A 23221-nucleotide genomic window follows, 5' to 3' on the forward strand; every position below is an offset into this window, starting at 1 on the left:
TATTTTCAATGCTATTTTCTATTTAAGCGGAAATTCTCCGTCTATTTTTCAGATTGGTGGCGTTTATCTGGCTCATCCACCATTAAGAGCGAATCCACTTGTTCTTAAACTTGCAATTCCAATTATAATGGCCTTGAATGATCACGGATAATGCCCGCAAATGAAAAAGCATGATGATTAAATTGCTAATCACCATGCTTTTTTACTACGCTTTTTATACTGTTATTACAGATTTTGCACCTCAAAAGAGAATCCGTTATCTAAAAGAACAAGAATCCTTCTTATCAATCAAATAGTTTAGCAAACCCAGGAATACCCACATTTACCTATGGCGTATTAACTTTCCCATAATTAGCCGTCGTAAAGCTCAAATCCAAAATATCAACTTCCCCATCTTTGTTAATATCCGCATACCTAGCATTATAATTGACGTCATCACCCCAACGACCATCCACTGTTTTTAATCCGAATAGAAGTGAAGTTAATGCAACATCATAAATATCAATGACATTATTTCCGTCAAGGTCTCCAGCGAATTGTAAGCCCGGTGTAATCTCCACTTCCTCCATAGCAATCTTTCTTCCTTCAATGGCATCAGCAGTTGTTATGATATTTCCGACAAATGTTTCAAAGTGGCTTGGGTATTTGATCTTTATGTCATATGTTTTGCCAGGATGTAAGTTTGAGATTTCAAATCTTCCATCAGCAAATAAACTAATTCCTATATCTCTACTACCCCATCGGTTCAGACGATATCCATCATAAGGATTAATGTATCTTTTCGTTTCATGGTCATAAATTTCAATGACATTTCCCCCTAGATCATATAAATGACCGAGATTGATGTCTTTTCTCATTTCTCCATTCTCATCTAAAAAGGCTTGAAGCTTCAACTTTCCTTTAATGGTGACTGGATTTGTGTATACTTCTACTGGTAGAAAACTTCCTTCTAAAGGTGCTTTTAAAATCGCGCTATACATGCGATAAATTTTTTGCGCTTTTGTTATGGTAAAGTTGTGCTCTCCTAAATAACGTACATCCTTCCTAGGAGTGAAATACACATGAAGAACTGGGACATTACCTGAAATCCCTGCAACAGGTGCATCACCCGGATTTTGCTTTGCAACTGCGCCTAACTGTAAAGTCTGATATTCTTTACCCTCATCGTCGATTCGAACTGGACCGTCCGTTACGGAAGGAGTGAGTAAATTACCTAACGTAGCAAACTCCTCGGTTACTTCAAATCTATCGAATTTGAACACATCCGCACGATATTCTAAAAAGAACTCAGAGCCTACCAAATTCTCAACCTGTAAAGCAGATAATGTCAATTTCAACGGTTCCCCATATCGCACTTCTTTTGGACCTTTTACAGAAGTATCTGCATCATACCAAACGGAATAAGTTTGAACATTTTTATTTCCAGCCTTATCCCATGCCGTTAATTCTAATGTACTTTCACCGGCTGGAAGCTCACCTTCAAGATCAAATTCCACTACTTTTTCAGGAGTGTCATACTCATTCTTCAGGATTATAGAACCGCTCGAATATTCTTCCTCATCCACTTTTATTCTGTAATCAAGGTTCAGTGAATTCCAATAATCTTGATCAAGGAAATTCCAATCCCTGAATACCTCAGCAGCCGTTCCGGATAACTGACCAGAAATTTTATTTTCGGTCACTTCGATTCGATTATTCTCCAGTACCCCATCGACGAGAATAGAACTTGCTTCATTATAGACAATAAATGAAGTTAGATTTGGATCGTGGTATTCCAAGCCTAATTTATCGTAAGAAACTAACTCCATTCCATATAAACTACTATCAATGAGCTTCATTTCACCTGTATTTATATCCATATAATGACCATCCCATACAAATGAATGCTGCCCCATTTTCACTTTATCTTTTTCCATTTTCACCACACCAATTGGGCCTGTGCTCTCCCAGTCTAACGTATCTTCAATGAACAGATAGGCTTCTTCCATATCAAACAAAAATTCATAGGTCAAAGTCGTTTGTTCATTCATCCCGTCTCCGTTTAATGAAAGATACTTTGGAGAGAATCCCATATTTCCTATACCTGGAATCAACCCATTAGAATGATAACTGATAAAAGGAATTTGTAAATCAGGTGCGTTTTCCTCGTTAATAGGTGTCAAATAAACATAGCCATCAAAAGCTTCGTTGACTACACTTGGAGAATGATAAGTGACATCAATCGTTGTTATACCGTTAGCTGGGACTACGACTTCATTTTGGCTAAATGTGATGGTAGGTGGGCTATACGGTGTGTCCTCGTCATTCGCATTATTTAAACTTGAAATGATGATTTCACCATCATCAGGTATTTCTCTCCCTGAGTATAATTGATTCATTTCACTTGTTAGCTGATAAGTGATTGCCTTATCCGTTACATTTTTAAGAGTCACGGTTTTGGTTACTTCACCTTCCAACAATAAACCAAAGTTAAGTGCACCAGTCCAATGTCCAAAGGTTTCGATATGTTGACTGCCAAGAGGATCTTTCGTATAGTTTGCCATTTCTTGTACTTGTGCTAATACTGGTGTATTTAGGGTATCTAATGCTTGAACACGACCCGCTCCCATTTCAAGAACATTGTATCTTTTTTCTCTTAATAATGGATTTAGCTTTTTCGCTGTATTCATTAATACGGTTTTCACATCAAATACAGAGAATGATGGTTTTGCTTCTAAAATTAAAGCTGATAATCCTGCGATATGTGGAGCAGCCATACTCGTTCCTGATAAGCGTTGATACGCTTTTGCGTAATCGCCTCCAAACCCAGGTACGGTAGAATAGATATTGGCCCCTGGTGCAACGATATCTGGTTTGATATCAAAGCTTTGAACTACCGGTCCCTTTGAACTAAAGTCAACAATATCATCACCAGGATACGTCTCTTTTGCCATTCCAGTAAATGTAAAGGTATGGCCATCACCTGATGCTATCGCCCTTACTAATTCACGCCCGTCATCTCCACGCATATCGAACATCGGTAGATTCCCCGATCTCGGAAACGGAAAATTGATATGCTCGTTATACGTATCTTCATTGAAAAAGATGACCGCTTTAGCACCGAGTTTCTCTGCATAGTTATTTAATTCTGTATAACCAATTCCACCTTGTTTTACTAAGACTATTTTCCCTGTAATATCTTTCCCTTTAAAGTCTTCTGGTCTACCAAATCCTACGTAGACTAATTCATAGGCGGTATTTATGAAGTCGATATCTCTTTCATCCGGTCTCCAGTCTAACATCCAATTCAGTCTATATTCCTTTTCACCAGTCGCAGAAGCAACTCCTCGATGTGAGTATGAGTAAATTGGTGGATAGGAAGCGCCGACGGATATAGCTAGTGCTGCAGTAGCTGGCGATGTGACTGTTCCATACCCTGCAGAACCGTAATTTCCATTTGCAACCACTGTGACAACCCCTGCTAGCATGGCATTGTTAACGGCTCGAGCAGTTGGAGCATCTGGGTTATTTTCAGGGGAACCAAGCGAAAGGTTTATGACATCCATCCCATCTTTTACTGCTTGCTCAATCCCAGCGATAACCCATGCATCTTCGCCTCCATTTTCACCAAGTACTCGGTACACATGAAGGTCAGATTTCGGTGCGATTCCGCGAACGCCACCAACTTCTGAATTACCCCTGCCTGCTATTATTCCTGATACATGAGTACCATGGTCTGATGGAATCATTTCATTTCCTTCATAGGGATCAGCATCATTATCAACAAAATCATATCCACCCTTAAAGGCATCCTTTAAATCCGGATGGTTATAGTCTATTCCTGTATCAATAACCCCGACTTTCATTCCTTCCCCTTCGTAACCAAGGTCCCAATATTGATTGGCTCCAATCATTGGAGCACTTTCAGCCATATACGGTTTAGAATCGGTTGCTTTTTCAATCGGAATGGCTTCGACCTTATTATTTGGATAAATGGCACGGACGCCAGGTACATTTTGGAGTTTTGGAAGATTGCTCGCTTTCATCTCCAAAGCTACTCCACTAAACACAGTATCAAAGCTTTGCTGAACAGTTGCATCCAATCCCTTTGCAGATACTGCCTTTGTAAATGTGGCTAGCATACTATTCAGGGATGATTTTGCTTGCAAGCTATTAAACTTTTGGTTATTTTCTTTAGCCAGAATTTTTTGAACAGCGATTGGAGCTGCTTCGAATTCGACGATGACCTTAATTCTCTCATTTGAATGAACATTAATCTTCGAATCGATCTTTGTTCCTGCATTTGCGGAACGATTTTTCATATAACGTTCCTTTAGACTTTTCAAATATCCAGGGTCCATTTGTTTTGTACTAGTTGAACTATCATCCTGTGCAAATGTTACCGGCAGGAATGAAAATACGAGAACAAATGTTAAAAGTAAATGTAACCATTTCCTATATCTCTTCTGTGCCAACTCTGTTTCCCCCTTAATCTTTTTTCTCTGCTAAGCTAAACTCACTAAGCTCGGTCCTTTTCACCTCCCTTCAGTTATGAAATTTGAATATTCTAACTTTTATGTCCAAAAAAAGACAAGGTACATGGAAGTACCTCGTCATTTTGGGTTTATCCATTGAAGGATTCTGGCTGAAAATGAGGCTCAAAAAGGTTATTTTATTATTTCTAGTATCCTTACCGCAATAACAGCTGCCATTTCTCTTGTTACGTTTTGCTTTGGATTGAAGCTACCTTTGTTCCCATTCATGATCCCTTTTTCTTGGAGAGCTTGAACATACGGTAAAGCCTCCTTCGTTATTTTCTCTTGATCATTAAACTTAACTGGTGTGCTGCTTGCCTTTAATTTGTAAGCCCTGCCTAACATCAATGCCACTTGCTCCCGGGTGATGGTTGCTCCAGGTTTAAAGGTATCCGGTGTGGCACCCTTAATAATTCCGAGATCAACCGCCTTCATAATATAGCCGTATGCCCAATAAGTGCTTGGAACATCTTTAAAGGATTTTGAATTTGTTGCTACAGGCTTCTCACCCAGCATCTCGACAATTATTTTTGTGAATTGAGCTCTTGTTACCTGCTGGATTGGGCTAAACTTACCATTTACCCCACCCATAATTCCTAATTGTTGAGCCTTGTAAACCGCGTCATAGGCATAAGAAGAAATCTCCTTATCGTCCACATATATTTGTTTCACATAAAGGTCCGAAACAATGGTAAAGGTACTAAACTTATCTACCATGATTGAAATAGCTAGTGGTTTACCGTCCTTATTAAACTGAATCTCCCCTTTTACATACGCTAGGGAGCCATCACTATGCTGAACGAACACACCTAAAGACTTTAAATATTCAGAGAGAGCTTCTTCCCCTTTTGGTAATTTAGATGTATCTAGTGGAAGACTAATTTTTGTCTTACCTGAGTAATTCGTAGCAATTTCAGTCAGTTGCCCGACCCTGTGCCCATTTTTTACATTTTCAGAGATTAATTGATTTGTCCTATCCACTTTATTTGGATCTGTAAGCAAGAATAGGTCAATGCTTACATCCCCTTTTATTGTCTTTAACGTCTCAACAGACAGTTCCATTTGCCCTTTTTCACTTGTAAAAATTAAGTAAAGATTATTAGCGACAAGCTGAGAAATCGTATCGGAAGAAGTGGTAAACCTAATAAAATCTGCTTCTTGTGTGGCATCATTTACCTTTATTTCAACCGCAACCGATTTACTTTTCTTCGCTTTCTCAATCGTTTGTTTTGCTTTGTCACCCGTAAAACTAATTGTTTCTTTCACTTGCCCACTATCCAAAGTCGATTCTGTACGGTCAACTTCTGCTGGCATTACGGGTATGACCTCCGGATTTGGATTTCCACCTGTACCGGGATCAAAGGGAGGAATGACAGGTGGAGGGGGTGGGGCAGTTTCTCCGCCGATATTCACATCTGAATTACCCTTGCCATGTGCGACATTCACACCAGGCTTCGTTATTTGAACAAATAATGACTTTGTAATGTTTACATTGGTTAAGCCGTTTTTCTTCGGCTTTAATTTAAAGGTGAACAAGGTGCCATCACCTGAGAAATAGGAAGCCTGATCATTTTTAAACATACTTAATGCAAAATGCACCGTCCCATTACTTATAGAATTAACAGGCATTTCATACTGACTCGGTTGCAGCGATTTTAGAAAATCACCAAATTCTGATTTTTCCGATCCAGCATCCCAATACGCAGAATCATAGTTTAACTTCACTTCAAAGGAAGAAAGATTGTTAGATGGGGCAATGAAGTTTTTTAGATTAATAGAAAAAGTGACATCCTCTCCCACTCCAGGGTTTGCTTTACTAGCAACAACATTTACAGACGGAGTTTCAGCCGCTTTCGTTGAAAAGGGGATAAACGCAAGAATTAAAACAACGGTAAACAACACCTTCAAACACTTATGTATCCTCATAATTACCTCCTATACTTTTTTAATAGCAGAGGGGGGGGTGATGAACCAACTCCTCCCTCCGCTATTAATCTTTCAAAAACACCAGGTAGGTGCTAATTTATTGGTCGTTGTGGAATCGGGATCGAAATATCTGACATCAAACTATTTTCATTGTACTTATCATAATTTGCTGTAACGTAGCTTAAATCAAGGATATCAATTGCCCCATCTAGGTTAATATCCCCAAGCTCCGCAGTAGCATTTGTTGTTCCAAAGTTTCTAGATACAATGGCTAAGTCTAGGATATTAATATAATTATCTTGATTTACGTTCCCTGCTAACATGATATTGGACCATTGTACTTCGACGTCTCCAGGAACATAGATTCCATCTTCATTGCTTATAAGCTGAAGATAATCCATGACGGCAGGTAAATGTCCTGGTACAAATAATCGAACGGTGAAGGTTTGGTCAGCTGGTAGATCGTCAATAACAAAGGTACCATCTGGATTAACTACTCCCTCAACCGTGATTCCATTGTGGTATTCATTGTTACGGTCCAAATAACCACCCCAAGAAGCATATACTTTTATTCCTTTTTTAGAGAAATCAGCACCACTTTCAAACGCTTCTGGAGAAAGATTATTTACATGACCACTAATCTTTTGATTTGGCGCATTAAGAATAATAGTACCGTCAACAGCAAATGTACCAGTCAGTTCTTCCTTACCATTTTGGTCAAGATTAACAATTGAACTCTCTGTTACCACAATTGGATAGGTTTGATTTACTTTTTCAATATTAGAAGTGGCTTTGAATTTAAGCTTCAAATATCGTATGTTTCCATTGATTCCATTCGTTTTGCCTTTAAGAGCTAACCCAACTTTATAACCGTGCATGACGACTGGCGGAAAATCGTCACCTGGCCCTGGCCCTGGCCCTGGTCCTGGCCCTGGCCCCGGACCGATAATTGGGAATGTTACAGGTGGTTCAGATTCACCAAGATCCTTAACAACAATCGATACATCGCCATAGGCCTTTACTTCTGCTGTTGCTTCTGCCCCTAAAAACTTCATCGATGATTCATCAACCATAAAACCTAAATCCCCACCAATAAAATTCTTAACATAACGAGCATCAATCGTTACCTCAAATTCTTCACCTAACTTAATATCACGATCAGGATTCACAAAATATTGAGTTGGCTCTCCGACACGAAGATGCATGTAAGAGCCATTGTTAGGTCCCATTCCACCACCAAAATCAAATGCCGGTGTTGATGCAAAAACATAGATAATATTATATCCAGGGAATACTTTAATATCATGCCCAAACGTACCATCAGAATTGGCGAAGAAAAAGCCACTATCCACTGCTTCCATGCCATTCGCACGTAAATTTCTAAGAGTATAGAAAACCTTTACCTTTTCACCTTCACCATTGCTAGAGTACTCATCTTTAACTTTGCCTGAAAGATGATACGTCTCCTTTTCTCCTATAAAGTCAGAGTTCTTCACTTCGACTTTTGGCATTTGCGTCTGTAAATATAAATCAGATTCTATCCATTTTATAAACGGCATATCAGTTTCTGATTGTGGGATTTTTGAAAAACCAATTAGTGCAATCGTATAAACACCATCAGGTGCTTGCATGATTTCATTCCCGTAAAAGTATGTTCCATCCCATTCAATCGTGTGTTCCCCAGCCTTTAAAACTGGATGGTCAGTTTGAGCGACATACTCAAAAGCCACTCCAAGGTAACCACCATTCTTATCAAATAGTTCACCGAATACTACTTCCGTTTTGTTGTATAAACCAAATTTGATTGGTATAGTGTCACGTACACCATCACCATCTGGTGAAAATCCTGGGTCTTTCACTTCAATATGCGTGAATCCTTCTCCCATTTCTGTATCACCAATAAAGCTAACGAATGGTAAGTGTAATTCAGCACCTGATACTACATTCGATAAATAGATGTAGCCTTGGTATTCTCCAGATGGAGTGCCTGCTGGTACATTTATGGAAACATCAAAGTTTGTTTCTCCCTTTGCATCAACATGAACACTTTCTGGAGTTGTTACCGTTACATTATTGGTGTTCTCAGGACCAGTAAATTGATAACGAACCGTATAATCTTGTGCTTTCCCAGCAACATCCTTCAACAGAACCGTTTTCTTTTGAGTGATAGCATCCGTCTCACTAGGGGCGATTTTTCCAAACAGAACGCTACCTGTGTAATGATCAGCTAACTCCAACCTTTGATCATGATTGTTATCTGATTTTGATTGTTCTTTGACCATCACAAGCGCATCAGTCGTCAAAGCATTTAGCCCTTGTACACGTCCTGCTCCCTGGTCAAACATCGTATACTTTGGTGTTTCTAACACTTTCGCCGTATTCATTAATGCCGCTTTAACATCAAACGGAGAATACTCTGGATGGGCTTGCTTTAATAAAACAGCTAATCCTGTTACATTTGGCGCGGCCATACTTGTTCCATTCATTGCTTGATAAGCATCTGTATAATTACCACCATAAGCTGCAACCGAAGAACGAATATTGACACCTGGCGCAACCACATCTGGCTTAATGTTCGAATTAACGGTTGGGCCTCTTGAACTAAATGGAGCCACTTCGTCTCCTTGAATGGACACCGATTGGAACGCCCCAAAGTCTAACGTAAATTCTTCCTCTGGATGGGCTTTTACAGCATTTAATAGTTCAACACCGGCTTCTTCTGAAAGACTATAGGTAGCAACGTAGTCTCCCGCGCCTAAGAAGTAGGTGATTGGCCCTTTGCTAATCGAATCTTTGTCAAAAATAAAGGCTGCAACCGCACCTGCATTTTTAGCACTTCTGATTTTTTCGTCAAAGGTGACATCGCCGCGAGTAATTAAAACTGCCTTTCCTTTCACATGCGATTTATAATCGGTACTTGCCCCTTCACCAACATAAACTAAAGGAACACCCTGTAAATTTTTCGCATAGCCTTCTGGACCATCCTTCTCATCCCAAGCCATTACTTTAACTGGAAATTTGGTGTTTATTTTAGTTTGCTGAGTCTCTACAGTTGTTGACGGATTTGGATATGAAATAGTTACATCTCCCGTATATCGAGTACTCGGTAAAGTAGAAGCTCCTACTGAAATAGCCATATCCGACGATGCTGGAGATCCAACCGAATATCGTCCTCTTGCTCCTTCGTTACCGTTTGAAAGAACCACGGTCACACCTGCTAGTATGGCATTATTCACTGCAATTGCCGTTGGAGAGAACGGATCATGCTGTACTCCACTTCCAAGCGATAGATTAATAACATCCATATTGTCTTCGACTGACTTTTCAATTCCCGCAATGACATTGGAATCTGAGCCTGATCCACCAGAGCCTAACACACGATACACATACAAGTCAGCTTCAGGTGCTACACCTCTTACTCCATGACCAGAAATATTTTTCCCGACAATTGTCCCTGAAACATGGGTTCCATGAGTGGTCTCTTGCGTCCAACGACTTGGTTTTGTTTCGTAAGGATCCTCATCATTATCGACGAAATCATATCCCCCTTTGAAAGCATCCTTCAAATCCGGGTGAAGATAATCAATTCCGGTATCAATTACCCCTACTTTCATACCTTGACCACTGAAGCCAGCAGCATTCATGTCATGAGCGCCTATGTACGGAGCACCGTCAGAAGCATCCTGTGAATACAATGGGGTAGCCATAACCACGCCATCTTCATAGATCGCTTTGACATTCGGATTAGCTGCCACTTCAGCAATTTTGTTTCCTGGAATCGTCATCGCCATTCCATTAAACACTTTTTGAAAAGTTCTCCCAACCGTAATATCCAAGCCCCGGTTATTCAAGGTTTGTATAAAAGAATTCTGTTGCGCTTTAATTGTTTCGGATCCAATACCTTGCTCTGTGCTTTCTTTCAATTCAACAATCACACTTAGTAAACTAGTCGTTTTTGTGTCTAGGCTTTCTTCAATGAACACCGTTTCCTGTTTACCAACTGCTTTTACTTGATCAAGCACTTTTGAATGAATATTTTGGATCAAGTCCGATTGTGCTTGCTGCAGTTGTGGACCTATTGCCATTACATTAAAAGGTGTTGCCATCATTAGTGAAATAGCACCAACAATGACTAGTCTCAGTCTTTTTCTCTTTTTCAACCTATTTTCCCGCCTCCTCTTAAAATTTTCCCAATCTCCTTACCATCTTTAAGTATTGCTTTTTCATTTTCTTTAAAATGGATAAAACTGTCAATATTATAGTAGAATTGCTTTTTGAGTAATTTAGAACAAATTCACACACGACTGACTAGTCAGTTTACCACCGGTAGTTCAATAAAAAAACAGAATAATAAATCCTTCATAAGTAAACTAGTTTAAATATATGAATATAGTAAAATCAGCAATTTCCCGAATGCCGTCGAAATGTTTTTCTTGAATAATTTCATTAATTTGGAAAAAAATGCGTTAACTATATTAAAATAGTCGGTTTATCGCTTTGAGGCAGTGGTACACTACTCAGTTTATGTATTAAAAAAGCGGTCCTGAGCTCAATCATTAGCTCAGGACCGCTTTTTTGGGTTCAATAATAAAATAATACTACTTATTTGTTATCATTCTTTTTCTCTTGAGATTTACCTTTATTCTCTTTATGTGCGTTACCTTTTGTTTCTTTATTTTCTTTTTGTTGCTTCTCTTTTGCTACTTTTTTTGCTTCTTGCATTTTACTTTTTGCATCTTGCTTTTTACTTTTCTCTTCTTGCTTTTTACCTTTTTCTTCTTGCTTTACTACTGCTTTAGCTTTCTTTTCTTCAGATTTAGCTTTTTTAACGACTGGAATAACTGCAGTTGCTTCTTCAGTTTCTTCATCAGTTACTGTTACTTCAGTAGTTTCAGTCACTGTATTATCTTTCTCTACTTCTACTTCTACTTCTGTATTAGTTGTCTTCTCTTGGTCAGTAATAACTACGGCCGTATCTTCTTCAACTTCCGTTTCTTCAGTGTCCTTTGCTAAACGCGCTTCAATTTTAGCTAATTTTTTCTCTAATTTTGCATAGCTTTTTTCAATATTTCTTTGCAGTGCTGCCTTAGCCACAGGATTCTTAACCTTTTCCATTGCCGCAGTTAATGCGATAATATTTTGTGATAAGATTACTTTGACTTCTTCAACAGCTTTTTCATCACTTGTAGGTTCATCTTCCAAAACAGCAACAGTGTCAGTTGTTTTGTCTGCTGTAGGTTCTGTTACCACCTGACCGTCAGTTTTCGTTTGATCTTCCGTTGTAACTTTTTCTCCTTCAACTGTTGTTGTATCTTTTTCTTTTTCTTTTTCTTCTTCTACTACACTATCTGCTACTTTCATACCTTCAAGTGCTTTCTTAATCGTTTCAACTGCAAGATCTTCTTTACCTTCTTTAAATAAACTTTCCGCTTCAGCTAATCGATCAGATGCAAAAGTTGCTAATAGTGCCGCTTCTTTCACATCATCAATTGTTAACATCAGTCTAATTTTTTCAAGGGTTAACTTAGCAAAATAGAAAAAGTCTCCAGGAACGAGCTTTGGTGCTTCTACTTTGGTTTCATCCTTCGCTTGAACCGTTACATCATTTGTAAGTGTTACTGTATCGTTTTTTACGGATGTTTCAGTTGGAGCTTCAACCGACTGAGATTGCTCACTAGTCGTGTCATTTGCTAATGCTACAGAAGATGAAAAGGTAAATGATCCAGCTAAGACCATTGCTAATGCAGTTTTTGCGATTTTATTCATTTCTATTTGATTGATATATTTTTTCAATTCCATTCACCTCGTAAGTTAGTTTCTAAGCGGCCGCTTTTTTCACTAGAGTAGTTCGGGGGGGCCTTGTGTCTTTTGGGCGTATTTAAATAAAAATTTACTATTTCTATATATTTTGTGAAAAAAGTACTAAACATCTTTCTCTAAAAACCTGGAAGCTTCTCTAAAGCTATGGTCTGCTAACAGCAAATGAATATTACTCTTATTACGGCAAGCTCCAATTAAATCTTTTGCTAGTTTCTTCATTCTCATTATTGGCTTGCAAAATAAAAAATCCACCAAAATTTGGCGGATTCATTTCATAACTAATCTGGAAAATAAGGATTTAGGTGAATAAGAACTTCTTCAATATTATCGTGTTTGTTCATGAGGCCTTTTTTGATTTCTCTAGAAAGGTCATGTCCTTCCTTTATCGTTTTATCGTGATTGATAGAAACCCTTAAATCTACGATAACATAGTGTCCATGTTCTCTTGCTCTAATTCGATCAATCCTTTTCACATCCGAAAAAGAAGAAATTAACGATAAATACTCATCTATGATGTCCGATTCAATATTACGCTCTAATAAAATGTCAAACGATTCTTTCAGCATCTCTTTAGCAATTTTGAATATTAAATAGGCTACCACGATACTTGCAACCTTATCGCCATAAAGTAAAAACGGTAGATTAAATTTATCACCAATAATCGATAACATCACACCTACTGCTGCTGCTACTGAAGCAACGATATCGGCTTTATGATCAAGGGCTATCGCCTCAATAGCCTTACTACTATACTGTTTACCAATTTTCAATGAATAACGATAAAGAACCTCTTTTGTCCCATATGAAATAATCGCAACCCACATGGCCATTATATTTGGTGTGGAAATGGGATGAATAAACCCTACTATTGCTTCATAGACGATGTAAATTGAAACCGTAAATAATAGAATCCCTACAATTCCGGAAACAATGACTTCTGCCTTCCCATGACCATATGGATGTTCTTGGTCAGCTGGCTTATTAGCTAATTTAATCACTAAAAGAACGATAACAGAGGCAAATACATCAGCAGCGGAGTGGATTCCATCAGCAAACACTGCGTCACTTTTTCCGAAATAACCTACCGTTAATTTTCCAATAGTCAAAAGAATGTTACTGATTACACTTATCCACGCAACCTTTTTTGCTAATGATTCTCTGTTTCCCATTTAACGTAAATCCCCCTCTTAGGTAACCTTAAGTATCATAGCAGAGTGTGAATCGGTGGGTCTAGAGCAACAAATTTGTTGATTTCCATTCTTTTAAGTATTAATAAAAAGTTTAATTCATATTCAAAAAAGTTGCTTATAGGAAAATTCTCTTTAAACTAAACAATGTTCTGACATATAAATGATTATTATTTTTGCATAAAAAAAAGGCGATGCTCTGTTACAAGCAACACCTTTAATCATACTAAAAATCCCCCTTACTTCCCAGATACAACCTCTCTCTTAAATGTGCCCTTTAAGTCACCCGCATTCCAATAAACAGTTCCCATGGCTACTAAAAGTAAAATTCCTGTCACCATAAATACGCTTTGGACTGGAAAGATTCCGCCAATGAACCCACCAATAATTGGACCAATCATCCCGCCAATTTGGTTCGCCGTTTGATTCAAGCTGAATGCTCTTCCTCGAAAATCCTCTGGGGTTGATTTTACGACAAGACCATTTAATGCTGGAAAAACCGCGCAGAAAAAGATACCGTAAACAAAGCGCATAATCGAAAATCCCCAAATTTGGGTGAATAAAATTTGAGCTAATATTCCTAATCCACCGCCCATAAGTCCAATAAATAAAACACGGTGAAATCCAACTTTGTCTGCCCATTTCCCCCAACGAGGGGCAAAAAGAACACTTGCAATTCCAGGTAGAGCAATGATTACACCAGTAAGGAGCGAAGCATAATTTGAAGTACTACTTAGATCTGCAATGTACAAAGGAAGAATCGGATCAATTGTCATAATCGAACAACTAGTAACTAGTGTAAGGATAATAACTAATAAGAAGGGCCGATTATTCATTGCCACTTTAAAATCACTAATAATAGACCCTTTTATCTTACTTGGTTTAAAATTCTCCTCTTTCACCCAAAAGATAATCAAAAAAGTCGCTAGACCGACAATTAACCCACCACTACCAAATGCCCACCGATTTCCGGCTAGTTCGGCAATTCCCCCACCTAAAAGTGGCCCAATGATCATGCCTGATGCAGCTGCTGAAGATATGAGGGATAGAGCATAGCCTACCTTATCACTTGGCGTATTTGTTCCAATTAAAGCAATTGCTCCTGGAATAAAACCACTTAGTAATCCCTGTAAGATTCTAAGCGCCAATATTTGGTAAGGGTTCGTAACAAATGCCATTAATGTATAGATAACAAAAAGGGCAAATCCCGCGCGAACAATCATGGGTTTCCTTCCATATTTATCAGCCAAATTCCCCCAAAACGGTGTTGCAATGGCCCCTGCGAAAAAAGCAGAACTAAATATCAGTCCAGACCACATTTCGGTGTTTTCATGTACTCCAATTTGTAGAAGAAAAATTGGCAAGAAGGGAATTACCATGGAAAAACTTGCTGCTGTAAAAAAGACGCCAATCCAAAGCACCCACAAATTAATTTTCCATCTTGGCATACTGTTCCATCTCCCAGTAAAAGAAAAAGTATCTTATATTTTTTCAATATTCCTATTTTTAATAACTTCATAGTATCACAAAAGACATTTATTTTCACTCCCGAAATATTCGAATCATGAAATAAAAATACACTTTAGCACTTTAAAGCCATGGGGGACAGTCCCCCATGGCTTTAAAGTACTAAAGTGTATGCAACTTTGATAACTTTTTTACCCGAAAAGCTTATTTATTTTAGGGATCATCACGTTAGTTTGACCAGCGAAAATATGGATTAGCTTCTTATCGACAAAGAAGGCGACTGTTATTATATCCTTTGATTCCGAAATGACTTTATAGGATACTTCTACATTCGAATCATTTGTATTCAATAAATCCTCTCCCTTTTAATTGATCACCCTTTATAATATGCATGGTTGCGATGTTTATCTCTCTCTATTGTATGCCCATTTATCTAATTGATATCTCCCGCTAAGCATGTTAATATAAATCGCATGCGATTTAATCGTGAAAGATATATAATATAAATTGGCCACTTTAAAAAATATAGGAGGACTTATTATGACAAATGTGTATGATTTTACTGTAAAGCTGACGAATGGTCATCAAAAGGAATTAAGTGATTATGAAGGTAAACCGTTAATCATTGTGAATACCGCAAGCAAATGTGGATTTACTCCTCAATTTAAAGGACTCCAGGAATTGTATGATAAGTATCAAGATCGTGGTTTAGAAATTTTGGGGTTTCCGTGTGATCAATTTAACAATCAAGAATTCGATAATATTGAGGATACAACAGCATTTTGTCAATTAAATTACGGTGTTAAATTTCCGATATTTGCAAAAATTGATGTAAATGGCGAAAATGCTCATCCTTTATTTACATTTTTAAAAGAACAGAAAAAAGGAATCCTCTCCAAAAACATAAAATGGAATTTCACAAAGTTTCTTGTGGACAGTAAGGGTAATGTAGTCGAACGTTATGCACCAACCACTGACCCAAGTAAGATTGAAGAAGATTTAATCAAATATTTTATGTAATCTTATTTACTTGAAAGGTGATATGGATGGACGATTTCCTGACTTTGAAAAATCAACTGTGCTTTGCTATCTATGAAACATCTAGTGAATTCACAAAATTATATACCAATGTGCTTCACCCCTTTGGCTTAACCTACCCACAGTATCTTGTTCTACTAGCACTTTGGGAAAAGGATGGCTTAAAAGTAAAAGAACTGGGAGAAACCTTAAATCTAGGTACAGGAACATTGACACCAATGATCTCTCGAATGGAAGCAAACGGATGGGTCCGAAAAGAAAGGTCAAAAGTGGACGAACGGAAAGTTTATATTCACTTACAAGCAAAAGCCAAAGAAGAAAAAAAAGCAATTACTCAAAAAATTAGTGAAGAATTACTAACTTGCAAAATTGAACTCGAAGAATACGAACAGCTCTTGAAACAATTGAATCAATTGCAACGTAAGTTGAGAGAAAGAAAATGACTTTCTTTGAATGACCTAACCAAATAGGTTTGAATAAAATGGATTTCCCCACTATCACCAAGAAGAAATTCATAGAATTATATCTATCCTAGCACCTTTTTTAGGTGCTTTTTATTTTTAATCAAACGTTTGATTAGATTCTAATATTACTAGTATTATCAAGAGTTTGAGCCATTTCAATCAATCGATTGATTACTATCTATGTTCGCATATAATCTTTTCTCATAACATCGGCATTATATATATTTATTCAAATAATTCTATCCTAAATAAGTACTGATTTATGTCCAATTTTTGACTATTGATCTAAATAAACAATTTTACAATATTTTTATAGTAAAATTAAGTAGCCCTCAAACTGTGGGTAATCTATTTTATTTCCTATTAAAATTATATATTAGAGTATAGGAGTTACTATCTATGAAGAACAAAATGAATAAATGGTTAGAGAATCCAGCCCTTTTTCGTTATGGCTTTTTTATTTTAATGCTCCTTAATTATTTTTTATATTTCAACCATTTTAATCAGAATCATTTATATGTTTTTTATATTCTTGCTACTATCTTTCTAGGTATCGGCTTTTACAATAAGCCTCCCTTATTTTTAATCTTATTAACAACTCTGGTTGTTATCTCTAGGTATCTCCATGCACCTGAACTTACTACTCTTGTTTCGCTACTTTTACTAGAAGCAACCTATTTGATCATCATGTTTATTTCAGTTTCCTTAATGAAAAGTAATCAAAAGATTAAAGAAGATCAATTAGAATTAATATTGGCTCTTTCAAAAGCTTTGGATTCAAGGGATACTTATACTTCCAATCATTCTACTAATGTAGCAAAGTATGCTAGTGAAATAGCTAAGAAGATGAAGTTGCCTCAAAATGACATTGAAATCATTTATAAAGGTGGCATTTTACACGATATCGGAAAAATTGGTATTCCAGAAAATATATTATTGAAACCAGGTTCATTAACGAATGAAGAATATCATATTATTAAGAATCATCCAAACATTGGATATGAAATGATTAGACATGTATCCGACTTTAATGAAACTGGTGTTCTTGACATCGTTTTATATCATCACGAACGTTATGATGGTAAAGGTTACCCACGGGGATTATCAGGAACAGAGATTCCATTAGTTGCAAGAATAATGGCCATAGCCGATTCTTTTGATGCGATGACGTCAAAACGTGTCTATCGCAATGAAATCGATTTAGAAAATACTCTTATTGAAATAAAAAAAAATAAAGGAACACAATTTGACCCTGAAATCACCGAAGTTTTTCTTAGTTTATTTAAAAATGATAAAGAAAACTTGGCATTCATTAATCATTTAAAAACCTCTGAAGAATACGAAATAGTGAAAGATTTGAACATTCAAGTAAGTTAAATTCATCATAAGTAGGATGGTGATTATACATGAAATATAAAGGTAGATTTGTAACGGTGTCATTGGTCCTCTTTATTAATTTAATTTATTCTACCCATTATTATCTAAGAGATGGTTTCGTTGATTGGATTGAGTATCTTGGATATCCGATTATGCTACCAATCGCTTGGTGGTTCGGAAAACAATTTGATATGGCCAAGTATTATTCAGAAAAGGATTCTCTTACTGGAATTTACAACCGAAGATATGTAGAAACTATTTTTCCAAAAATTAAAGCCAAGACAGAACAAAATAGTCAAAGAGTTGCCGTTCTGCTTATCGATGTTAATGATTTTAAAAATATAAATGATCATTTTGGGCACAAAGTAGGCGATGAATATTTAAACGTTCTTGCTAATTTACTAAAGAAGAGTATTAGGAAGACGGATATTGTCGCACGTTATGGTGGAGATGAATTTTTGATCATTTTACCAGATATACAGAAACAGGAATATTTAGATGAAATGATTGATCGCATCCACCAAAATTTAAAAAATATATCAAAATCCGATTTAGAGTTAAGCGTTTCCATTGGCTCTGCTTTTTATCCGAGTGAAGGAAGAACCTTTGAAGAATTATTAAATATGGCTGATAAAAATATGTACACGATCAAATCAGACACAAAAAACTGGAATCACACTTTGAACCAAACTGCTTTTTAGTAAGAAAAGCGCAAGCGCCCGTTTAGCGGCTTATGGACTGGAGCTCTCCTCCCTTTCGATAAAGGAAACACGAATCGCGTTTGTTGCGATTCGATGTTGACTTATCGTAGGGAAGGAGAGTGAAGTCCACTAGACGCTGGGCGCTGGAGCTGGACAATTCTCGAAGTCAAAAAAGTATACTTTCTTATTCTAGCAAAAAACACCCCCTTCCAATATTTAGAGGGGGGTGTAATGTGATGCTTTAATTAATGTCCGCTCATGAGGTTTCCTGCGGCTATCAGTTCTTTGTCTAGCTCATCCGTATATTTTTCCCTTTCCTCAATCGACCAATTAAATTGTTTCCCCATCCATTCAACTATTTGAATTTTCCATTGAATAACCCAATTAATATCAAAATATAAAGCTCCTGTTCTCCTAATAAAAAAGTCCACTGGTTTTAAAGTCATTTCCTCTATAATAGAATATTTTAATTGTCCTAGAATAAATGGCGGAATCTTATAACTCTCAGCTTCTAGTAAACTCGATTGAATCATAGCATATACGTCATTAACATTTGAGCCATATCGTTTAGCTAGCCATTCAGATTCCTTGCTACTTAGCCCAATTTCTATCCCCTGTTCTATTTTCTTCTTAACAAAGTCATCGAAGGAGATTGTTTTTCCGATATCTCCACCTGATATGGGGATACTTTTTGTTTGACTTTGTGGGTAGAACTTGTAACCTTCTTCTTGAAATTTCCGGTTAACAAGATCAACAATCATCTCAGCCATTTTACGATAACCCGTTAATTTACCACCTGCGATTGTAATAAGGCCTGAATGTGATTCCCAAATTTCATCTTTTCGCGATATTTCAGAAGGTGATTTCCCTTTTTGATGGATAAGTGGTCTTAAGCCTGCCCAACTTGATTCCATATCTTTATTTGAAATGTTTAGGTTAGGAAACATGTATTTGATTGCATGAATAATATAATTTCTGTCTTCATTTGTCATTTTGGGTTTTGCCGTATCCCCTTCATATATTGTGTCTGTTGTTCCAACATAGACTTTTCCATTCCGTGGAATCGCAAAAACCATACGCCTATCTTCTGTATCAAAGTAAATAGCCTGTGATAACGGGAATACTTTTTCATCAAATACTAGATGGGTCCCTTTTGTTAAACTTAAAAACTTTCCTTCCTTAGACTTGTCGATAGTGCGAATACTATCCACCCATGGACCCGTAGCATTGACAATCTTTTTAGCATAGATTTGATAATCTTTTCCAGATAATTCATCAATCGCCCTAACTCCTGTTGCCTTACCATTTTCATAAAGTAACTCTACTAGTTTCATATAGTTAACGGCTTTTGCTCCGTACGTTATTGATTTTTTTAATACCTCGATCGTTAAACGGGCATCGTCTGTCCGGTATTCCACATAATAGCCTCCACCAATCAAACCATCATTCTTTAACAATGGTACTTTAGCTAACACTTCTTCTCTGGATAATATTTTTCGACGTTCATTTTTTTTAACTCCAGCTAAAAAGTCATAGACACGTAGACCGATAGAAGTACTGAATTTGCTTAAAGAGCCGTCCTGATAAATGGGTAATATCATTCTTATTGGAGTAGTAACATGTGGTCCGTTTTCATATACTATGGCACGTTCTTTTCCAACCTCAGCGACCATCTTGATCTCCAATTGTTTTAAGTAACGTAAACCACCATGAATGAGTTTAGTAGAGCGGCTAGATGTGCCTGCTGCAAAATCCTGCATCTCCAGCAATGCCACTTTCATACCCCTACTTGCAGCATCAAGAGCTATCCCTGCCCCTGTTATACCACCGCCAATAATTAATAAATCATGTTCCTCTTTTTCCAATGAATCAATGATTAAACCCCTCTCTAAACTTGAAAAACTCATTATAATCCCCCTTACACACAAGAAAACCACCCATTCAGGAGAAAAGGGGTGGTTTTCTTGTGTAATGACATACCTACCATTAACCACCTTTACGGTAGGGAAGTGTCAGTAGCATTCTTTTACTATTTATATGCCTGTTGTAAGTTAAAGTATTCTTAAAGTTTACCTTTATATTCTAATTCTAAATCAAATCACCTAACAGCTCATACAATGTCTCTCGTTCTTTCTCCAATTTTTCTTTCTCCTCATACATTTCTTGAAGCTTCTTCAACTCTTTTTCCATAATCAATTCAGCCTCAAGCTTCGCCATTTTCTCTTCTATTTGTTCAAGTGAAAGTTCAAGCTCCTCAATCTGTTTTTGTTGGCTCTTTTCCTTTGGGGCTTTAGCGAATACCTTCAGTTCTTTTGAAGCAATAGGAACTTCTTTTAATTCAACTTCCTTTTCTCTCTTCTCATCAAGCTTTGCTTTTGCCCAAGAATACCCACCATTAAAATAATGAAGCTGCTGGTCGTATACCCAATAAGTTTTATGAAAAAGCTTATTTAAAAAGTACCGATCATGTGATACCGCTAAAATCGTTCCTTTGAATTCCTCTAAGGCATCCTCTAATACTTCACGGGACTCAATATCCAGATGATTTGTGGGTTCATCCAATACTAGAAAATTAATATCTTGATGCATTAATTGGGCTAGTCGTAGTCTCATTTTCTCTCCACCACTTAACTGTCCCACCCTACGAAATACATTTGGACCATAGAATAAAAACTGTGCTAAGATGTGACGCGCTTCCCCTTCCGCTACATGAACCACTTCGCGAAACGCATCAATCATTCTCATATTCGGATCTGCTACTGTAAAATGCTGTGATAGGTAACCAATCTTTACACTACTTCCTAGCTTCACTTTACCTGATTCCGCTTTTACTTCTTCTAAAAGCATCTTAATAATCGTTGATTTCCCTGTACCATTTGGTCCAACAATCGCGGTACGGTCCAGATATTGAACAAGCAAATTCGCTTCCTTAAATAAAAGTTTGTTGCCGTATGCCTTGGAAACATTCTCCATGATAAAAACATCTTTTCCACTTCGATCTGTTTTTTCAAATTCCAAGCCCATTTGTTTTCGATCGATAACAGGGCGCTTTAATTTTTCCATTCGTTCAAGAGCCCGCTCCATATTTCGTGCCCGTTTATGGAGACCCTCATTTGGTGGATTCGCTTGATTCGCCCATTCTCGAAGTCTTTTAATTGCTTCCTTCATCTTTTTTATTTTCTTTTGCTGCTCTTGATAAGCTTGAAACTCTTGTAGCAAGCGTTCTTCCTTCTCTTTCACGAAACCAGAATAGTTCGTGTGATATACGGTTAATTCACCATCTTCTAGATCAACTACTTTTGTTACGACATGATCTAAGAAATATCGATCATGGGAAATACAAACAATGGTCCCTTGATAATCCTTTAGAAATTCTTCCAACCACTCTACCGCCGTGATATCTAAGTGATTGGTCGGCTCATCCAATAACAACAAGTCAGGTTGTTGAAGTAAGACAAGACCTAAACAGACCTTTGTTTGCTCTCCTCCGCTTAATTGTTGGAACGACTGATCAAGTAAGTCTTCAATGCCTAGTCCCTTTGACACCTTAGAAATATTTGCCTCCATTTCATAGCCACCTGAAAGAGTAAAAGCATCCTGTAGGCGACCATACTCATTTAAGTCCTTTGCTAATTCAGACTCATCTGTTTCGCTAGCCATTTTATTTTCTAACTCTCTAAGACGAAAACTTGTTTTCATTAAATGAGCGTATGCTGACTGTAGGACATCCAATCCTGTTGTACCGTTTGGATACTGAGGGATTTGGGCTAAATACCCTACTCTAGCTCCCTTTTTCAAATGAATTTTTCCTTCATCAGGTACTTCCACATTGGCTAACAATTTAAAAATCGTCGTTTTCCCAGTACCATTTCGGCCAACTAATCCAATTCGATCATTTTCGTTTATCTCAAGTGATAAGTTTTCAAAAATTAAATTCCCACCAAACATTTTTGAAATCTGTTGAATGCTACATAGTATCATATTTCCTCTTCCTTCCTATCCATTGTCATCAGTAGAGGTAAAAAACAAAAAAAGCCATAGAGGGGCTATACTCCTCCATGGCTTACCGACATTTTTACTTGCTTAAACGAATTAAGCAAGTGCAACAAAAAAAGAGCATGACGCTCTCATTTGCCACCGATTTATATATCGAGTTTGGAATTGAGACCTCTTACCGTTCTATTTTCATATTCAATTTGCTAAAAAAGGGCATACGTATCCCGTTAAAAGCAATCTCATGAAAAATTGCACGACAAATGTAGATATATGCTAAAAATTGTCCATGCAACCTGACAGAACGACTCATCTCAATTCCACCTCCTTAAAATTCCAGTTTGTTATTTTTTTATTATATGATGTTCAGATTATTTCTGCAACTTTGTATTCAGCTTATTTTGTTCAAACGAAATGGGTAATGTTAACAAACAAGCATATTCAAAGACTTCGATTTGATTTTTGATCACTCTGCCTCGATGCAATAAAATACAGAACACAGTAAATAAAAAATATAATTAACGTAGATAAATTTAGCTGGCCACTAGATAATTCTAAAAGAACACCAATTCCAAAAACGACTAAGGAGAAAAACCATAACCCTTTTAATTTCGTTATGAGCTTCATTTTCAGCCCCTCCATTTTGTAGATTGGGTTTGAGAGTACTTGCACCTCACCCTTATCTTTATTGACCTTTTTTAAATAGTTTAAAACGATATTTACAAATACTAGTA

15 protein-coding genes and 1 pseudogene are annotated in these 23221 nt (G+C 37.1%); 4 read left to right on the forward strand and 12 right to left on the reverse strand.

The features are described from left to right. Positions 1 to 326: 326 nt before the first annotated feature. From LRP83_RS23190 to LRP83_RS03920, 8 genes and pseudogenes are all read right to left on the reverse strand, one after another. Positions 327 to 4454, reverse strand: a complete 4128-nt coding sequence (locus LRP83_RS23190) for a S8 family serine peptidase (protein ID WP_290369488.1) — start codon at positions 4452 to 4454, stop codon at positions 327 to 329. Positions 4455 to 4646: 192 nt separating this feature from the next. Further along, the gene (locus LRP83_RS03890) at positions 4647 to 6440 is read right to left on the reverse strand and encodes an S-layer homology domain-containing protein (RefSeq protein ID WP_230495367.1); all 1794 of its coding nucleotides are present in this window, start codon (positions 6438 to 6440) and stop codon (positions 4647 to 4649) included. Between the two features lie 92 nt (positions 6441 to 6532). After that, entirely contained in the window at positions 6533 to 10600 is a 4068-nt protein-coding gene (locus tag LRP83_RS03895) for a S8 family serine peptidase (protein ID WP_230495368.1), read from the reverse strand. A gap of 442 nt (positions 10601 to 11042) precedes the next feature. Then, positions 11043 to 12233, reverse strand: a complete 1191-nt coding sequence (locus LRP83_RS03900) for a DUF5667 domain-containing protein (RefSeq protein WP_230495369.1) — start codon at positions 12231 to 12233, stop codon at positions 11043 to 11045. A gap of 129 nt (positions 12234 to 12362) precedes the next feature. Further along, positions 12363 to 12476, reverse strand: a pseudogene (locus LRP83_RS23360) (DUF2935 domain-containing protein); the annotation flags it as partial. A gap of 62 nt (positions 12477 to 12538) precedes the next feature. Further along, positions 12539 to 13429, reverse strand: coding sequence for a cation diffusion facilitator family transporter (locus LRP83_RS03910; protein WP_230495370.1), 891 nt, complete (start codon positions 13427 to 13429; stop codon positions 12539 to 12541). Between the two features lie 257 nt (positions 13430 to 13686). Beyond that, on the reverse strand, positions 13687 to 14895 hold the full coding sequence (locus LRP83_RS03915; protein ID WP_230495371.1) for an MFS transporter: 1209 nt from the start codon (positions 14893 to 14895) through the stop codon (positions 13687 to 13689). A gap of 210 nt (positions 14896 to 15105) precedes the next feature. Beyond that, positions 15106 to 15264 (reverse strand): hypothetical protein, encoded by a 159-nt coding sequence (locus LRP83_RS03920; RefSeq protein WP_230495372.1) that lies wholly within the window; start codon positions 15262 to 15264, stop codon positions 15106 to 15108. 190 nt (positions 15265 to 15454) lie between these two features. On the opposite strand from LRP83_RS03920, the gene LRP83_RS03925 reads away from it, so the two are divergent. The 4 genes from LRP83_RS03925 to LRP83_RS03940 all read left to right on the forward strand — a co-directional run bounded on the left by LRP83_RS03925 (position 15455) and on the right by LRP83_RS03940 (position 18494). After that, positions 15455 to 15934, forward strand: coding sequence for a glutathione peroxidase (locus LRP83_RS03925; RefSeq protein WP_230495373.1), 480 nt, complete (start codon positions 15455 to 15457; stop codon positions 15932 to 15934). 44 nt (positions 15935 to 15978) lie between these two features. Continuing rightward, positions 15979 to 16395 carry a MarR family winged helix-turn-helix transcriptional regulator gene (locus LRP83_RS03930; RefSeq protein WP_230495374.1) on the forward strand — a complete coding sequence of 139 codons (417 nt, stop codon included), beginning with the start codon at positions 15979 to 15981 and terminating at the stop codon, positions 16393 to 16395. A 420-nt stretch (positions 16396 to 16815) separates the two neighbouring features. Beyond that, positions 16816 to 17793: an HD-GYP domain-containing protein gene (locus tag LRP83_RS03935; RefSeq protein WP_230495375.1), complete on the forward strand. Its 978-nt coding sequence runs from the start codon at positions 16816 to 16818 to the stop codon at positions 17791 to 17793. A 29-nt stretch (positions 17794 to 17822) separates the two neighbouring features. Beyond that, positions 17823 to 18494: a GGDEF domain-containing protein gene (locus tag LRP83_RS03940; protein WP_230495376.1), complete on the forward strand. Its 672-nt coding sequence runs from the start codon at positions 17823 to 17825 to the stop codon at positions 18492 to 18494. A gap of 245 nt (positions 18495 to 18739) precedes the next feature. On the opposite strand, the gene LRP83_RS03945 is transcribed toward LRP83_RS03940, so the two are convergent. The 4 genes from LRP83_RS03945 to LRP83_RS03955 form a co-directional block, all read right to left on the reverse strand. Then, positions 18740 to 20401, reverse strand: coding sequence for a glycerol-3-phosphate dehydrogenase/oxidase (locus tag LRP83_RS03945; RefSeq protein ID WP_230495377.1), 1662 nt, complete (start codon positions 20399 to 20401; stop codon positions 18740 to 18742). 181 nt (positions 20402 to 20582) lie between these two features. Next, positions 20583 to 22475 carry a ribosomal protection-like ABC-F family protein gene (gene abc-f / locus LRP83_RS03950; RefSeq protein ID WP_230495378.1) on the reverse strand — a complete coding sequence of 631 codons (1893 nt, stop codon included), beginning with the start codon at positions 22473 to 22475 and terminating at the stop codon, positions 20583 to 20585. Between the two features lie 190 nt (positions 22476 to 22665). Continuing rightward, positions 22666 to 22800, reverse strand: coding sequence for an RAxF-45 family protein (locus LRP83_RS23195; protein ID WP_290369489.1), 135 nt, complete (start codon positions 22798 to 22800; stop codon positions 22666 to 22668). A gap of 128 nt (positions 22801 to 22928) precedes the next feature. Continuing rightward, positions 22929 to 23114 carry a hypothetical protein gene (locus LRP83_RS03955; protein WP_230495379.1) on the reverse strand — a complete coding sequence of 62 codons (186 nt, stop codon included), beginning with the start codon at positions 23112 to 23114 and terminating at the stop codon, positions 22929 to 22931. Between the last annotated feature and the right edge of the window lie 107 nt (positions 23115 to 23221).

The organism is Pseudoneobacillus rhizosphaerae, from assembly GCF_917563885.1.
GTDB classification, from domain to species: domain Bacteria; phylum Bacillota; class Bacilli; order Bacillales; family Cytobacillaceae; genus Pseudoneobacillus; species Pseudoneobacillus rhizosphaerae.

Excerpts from the sequence above, each read along its gene's own strand:
- LRP83_RS03935 (WP_230495375.1), top strand. The coding sequence starts at position 16,816 with ATGAAGAACAAAATGAATAAATGGTTAGAGAATCCAGCCCTTTTTCGT.
- LRP83_RS03940 (WP_230495376.1), top strand. The coding sequence starts at position 17,823 with ATGAAATATAAAGGTAGATTTGTAACGGTGTCATTGGTCCTCTTTATT.
- LRP83_RS23195 (WP_290369489.1), bottom strand. The coding sequence starts at position 22,800 with ATGAGTCGTTCTGTCAGGTTGCATGGACAATTTTTAGCATATATCTAC.
- LRP83_RS03955 (WP_230495379.1), bottom strand. The coding sequence starts at position 23,114 with ATGAAGCTCATAACGAAATTAAAAGGGTTATGGTTTTTCTCCTTAGTC.
- LRP83_RS03910 (WP_230495370.1), bottom strand. The coding sequence starts at position 13,429 with ATGGGAAACAGAGAATCATTAGCAAAAAAGGTTGCGTGGATAAGTGTA.
- LRP83_RS03915 (WP_230495371.1), bottom strand. The coding sequence starts at position 14,895 with ATGCCAAGATGGAAAATTAATTTGTGGGTGCTTTGGATTGGCGTCTTT.
- LRP83_RS03890 (WP_230495367.1), bottom strand. The coding sequence starts at position 6,440 with ATGAGGATACATAAGTGTTTGAAGGTGTTGTTTACCGTTGTTTTAATT.
- LRP83_RS03945 (WP_230495377.1), bottom strand. The coding sequence starts at position 20,401 with ATGAGTTTTTCAAGTTTAGAGAGGGGTTTAATCATTGATTCATTGGAA.
- LRP83_RS03925 (WP_230495373.1), top strand. The coding sequence starts at position 15,455 with ATGACAAATGTGTATGATTTTACTGTAAAGCTGACGAATGGTCATCAA.
- abc-f (WP_230495378.1), bottom strand. The coding sequence starts at position 22,475 with ATGATACTATGTAGCATTCAACAGATTTCAAAAATGTTTGGTGGGAAT.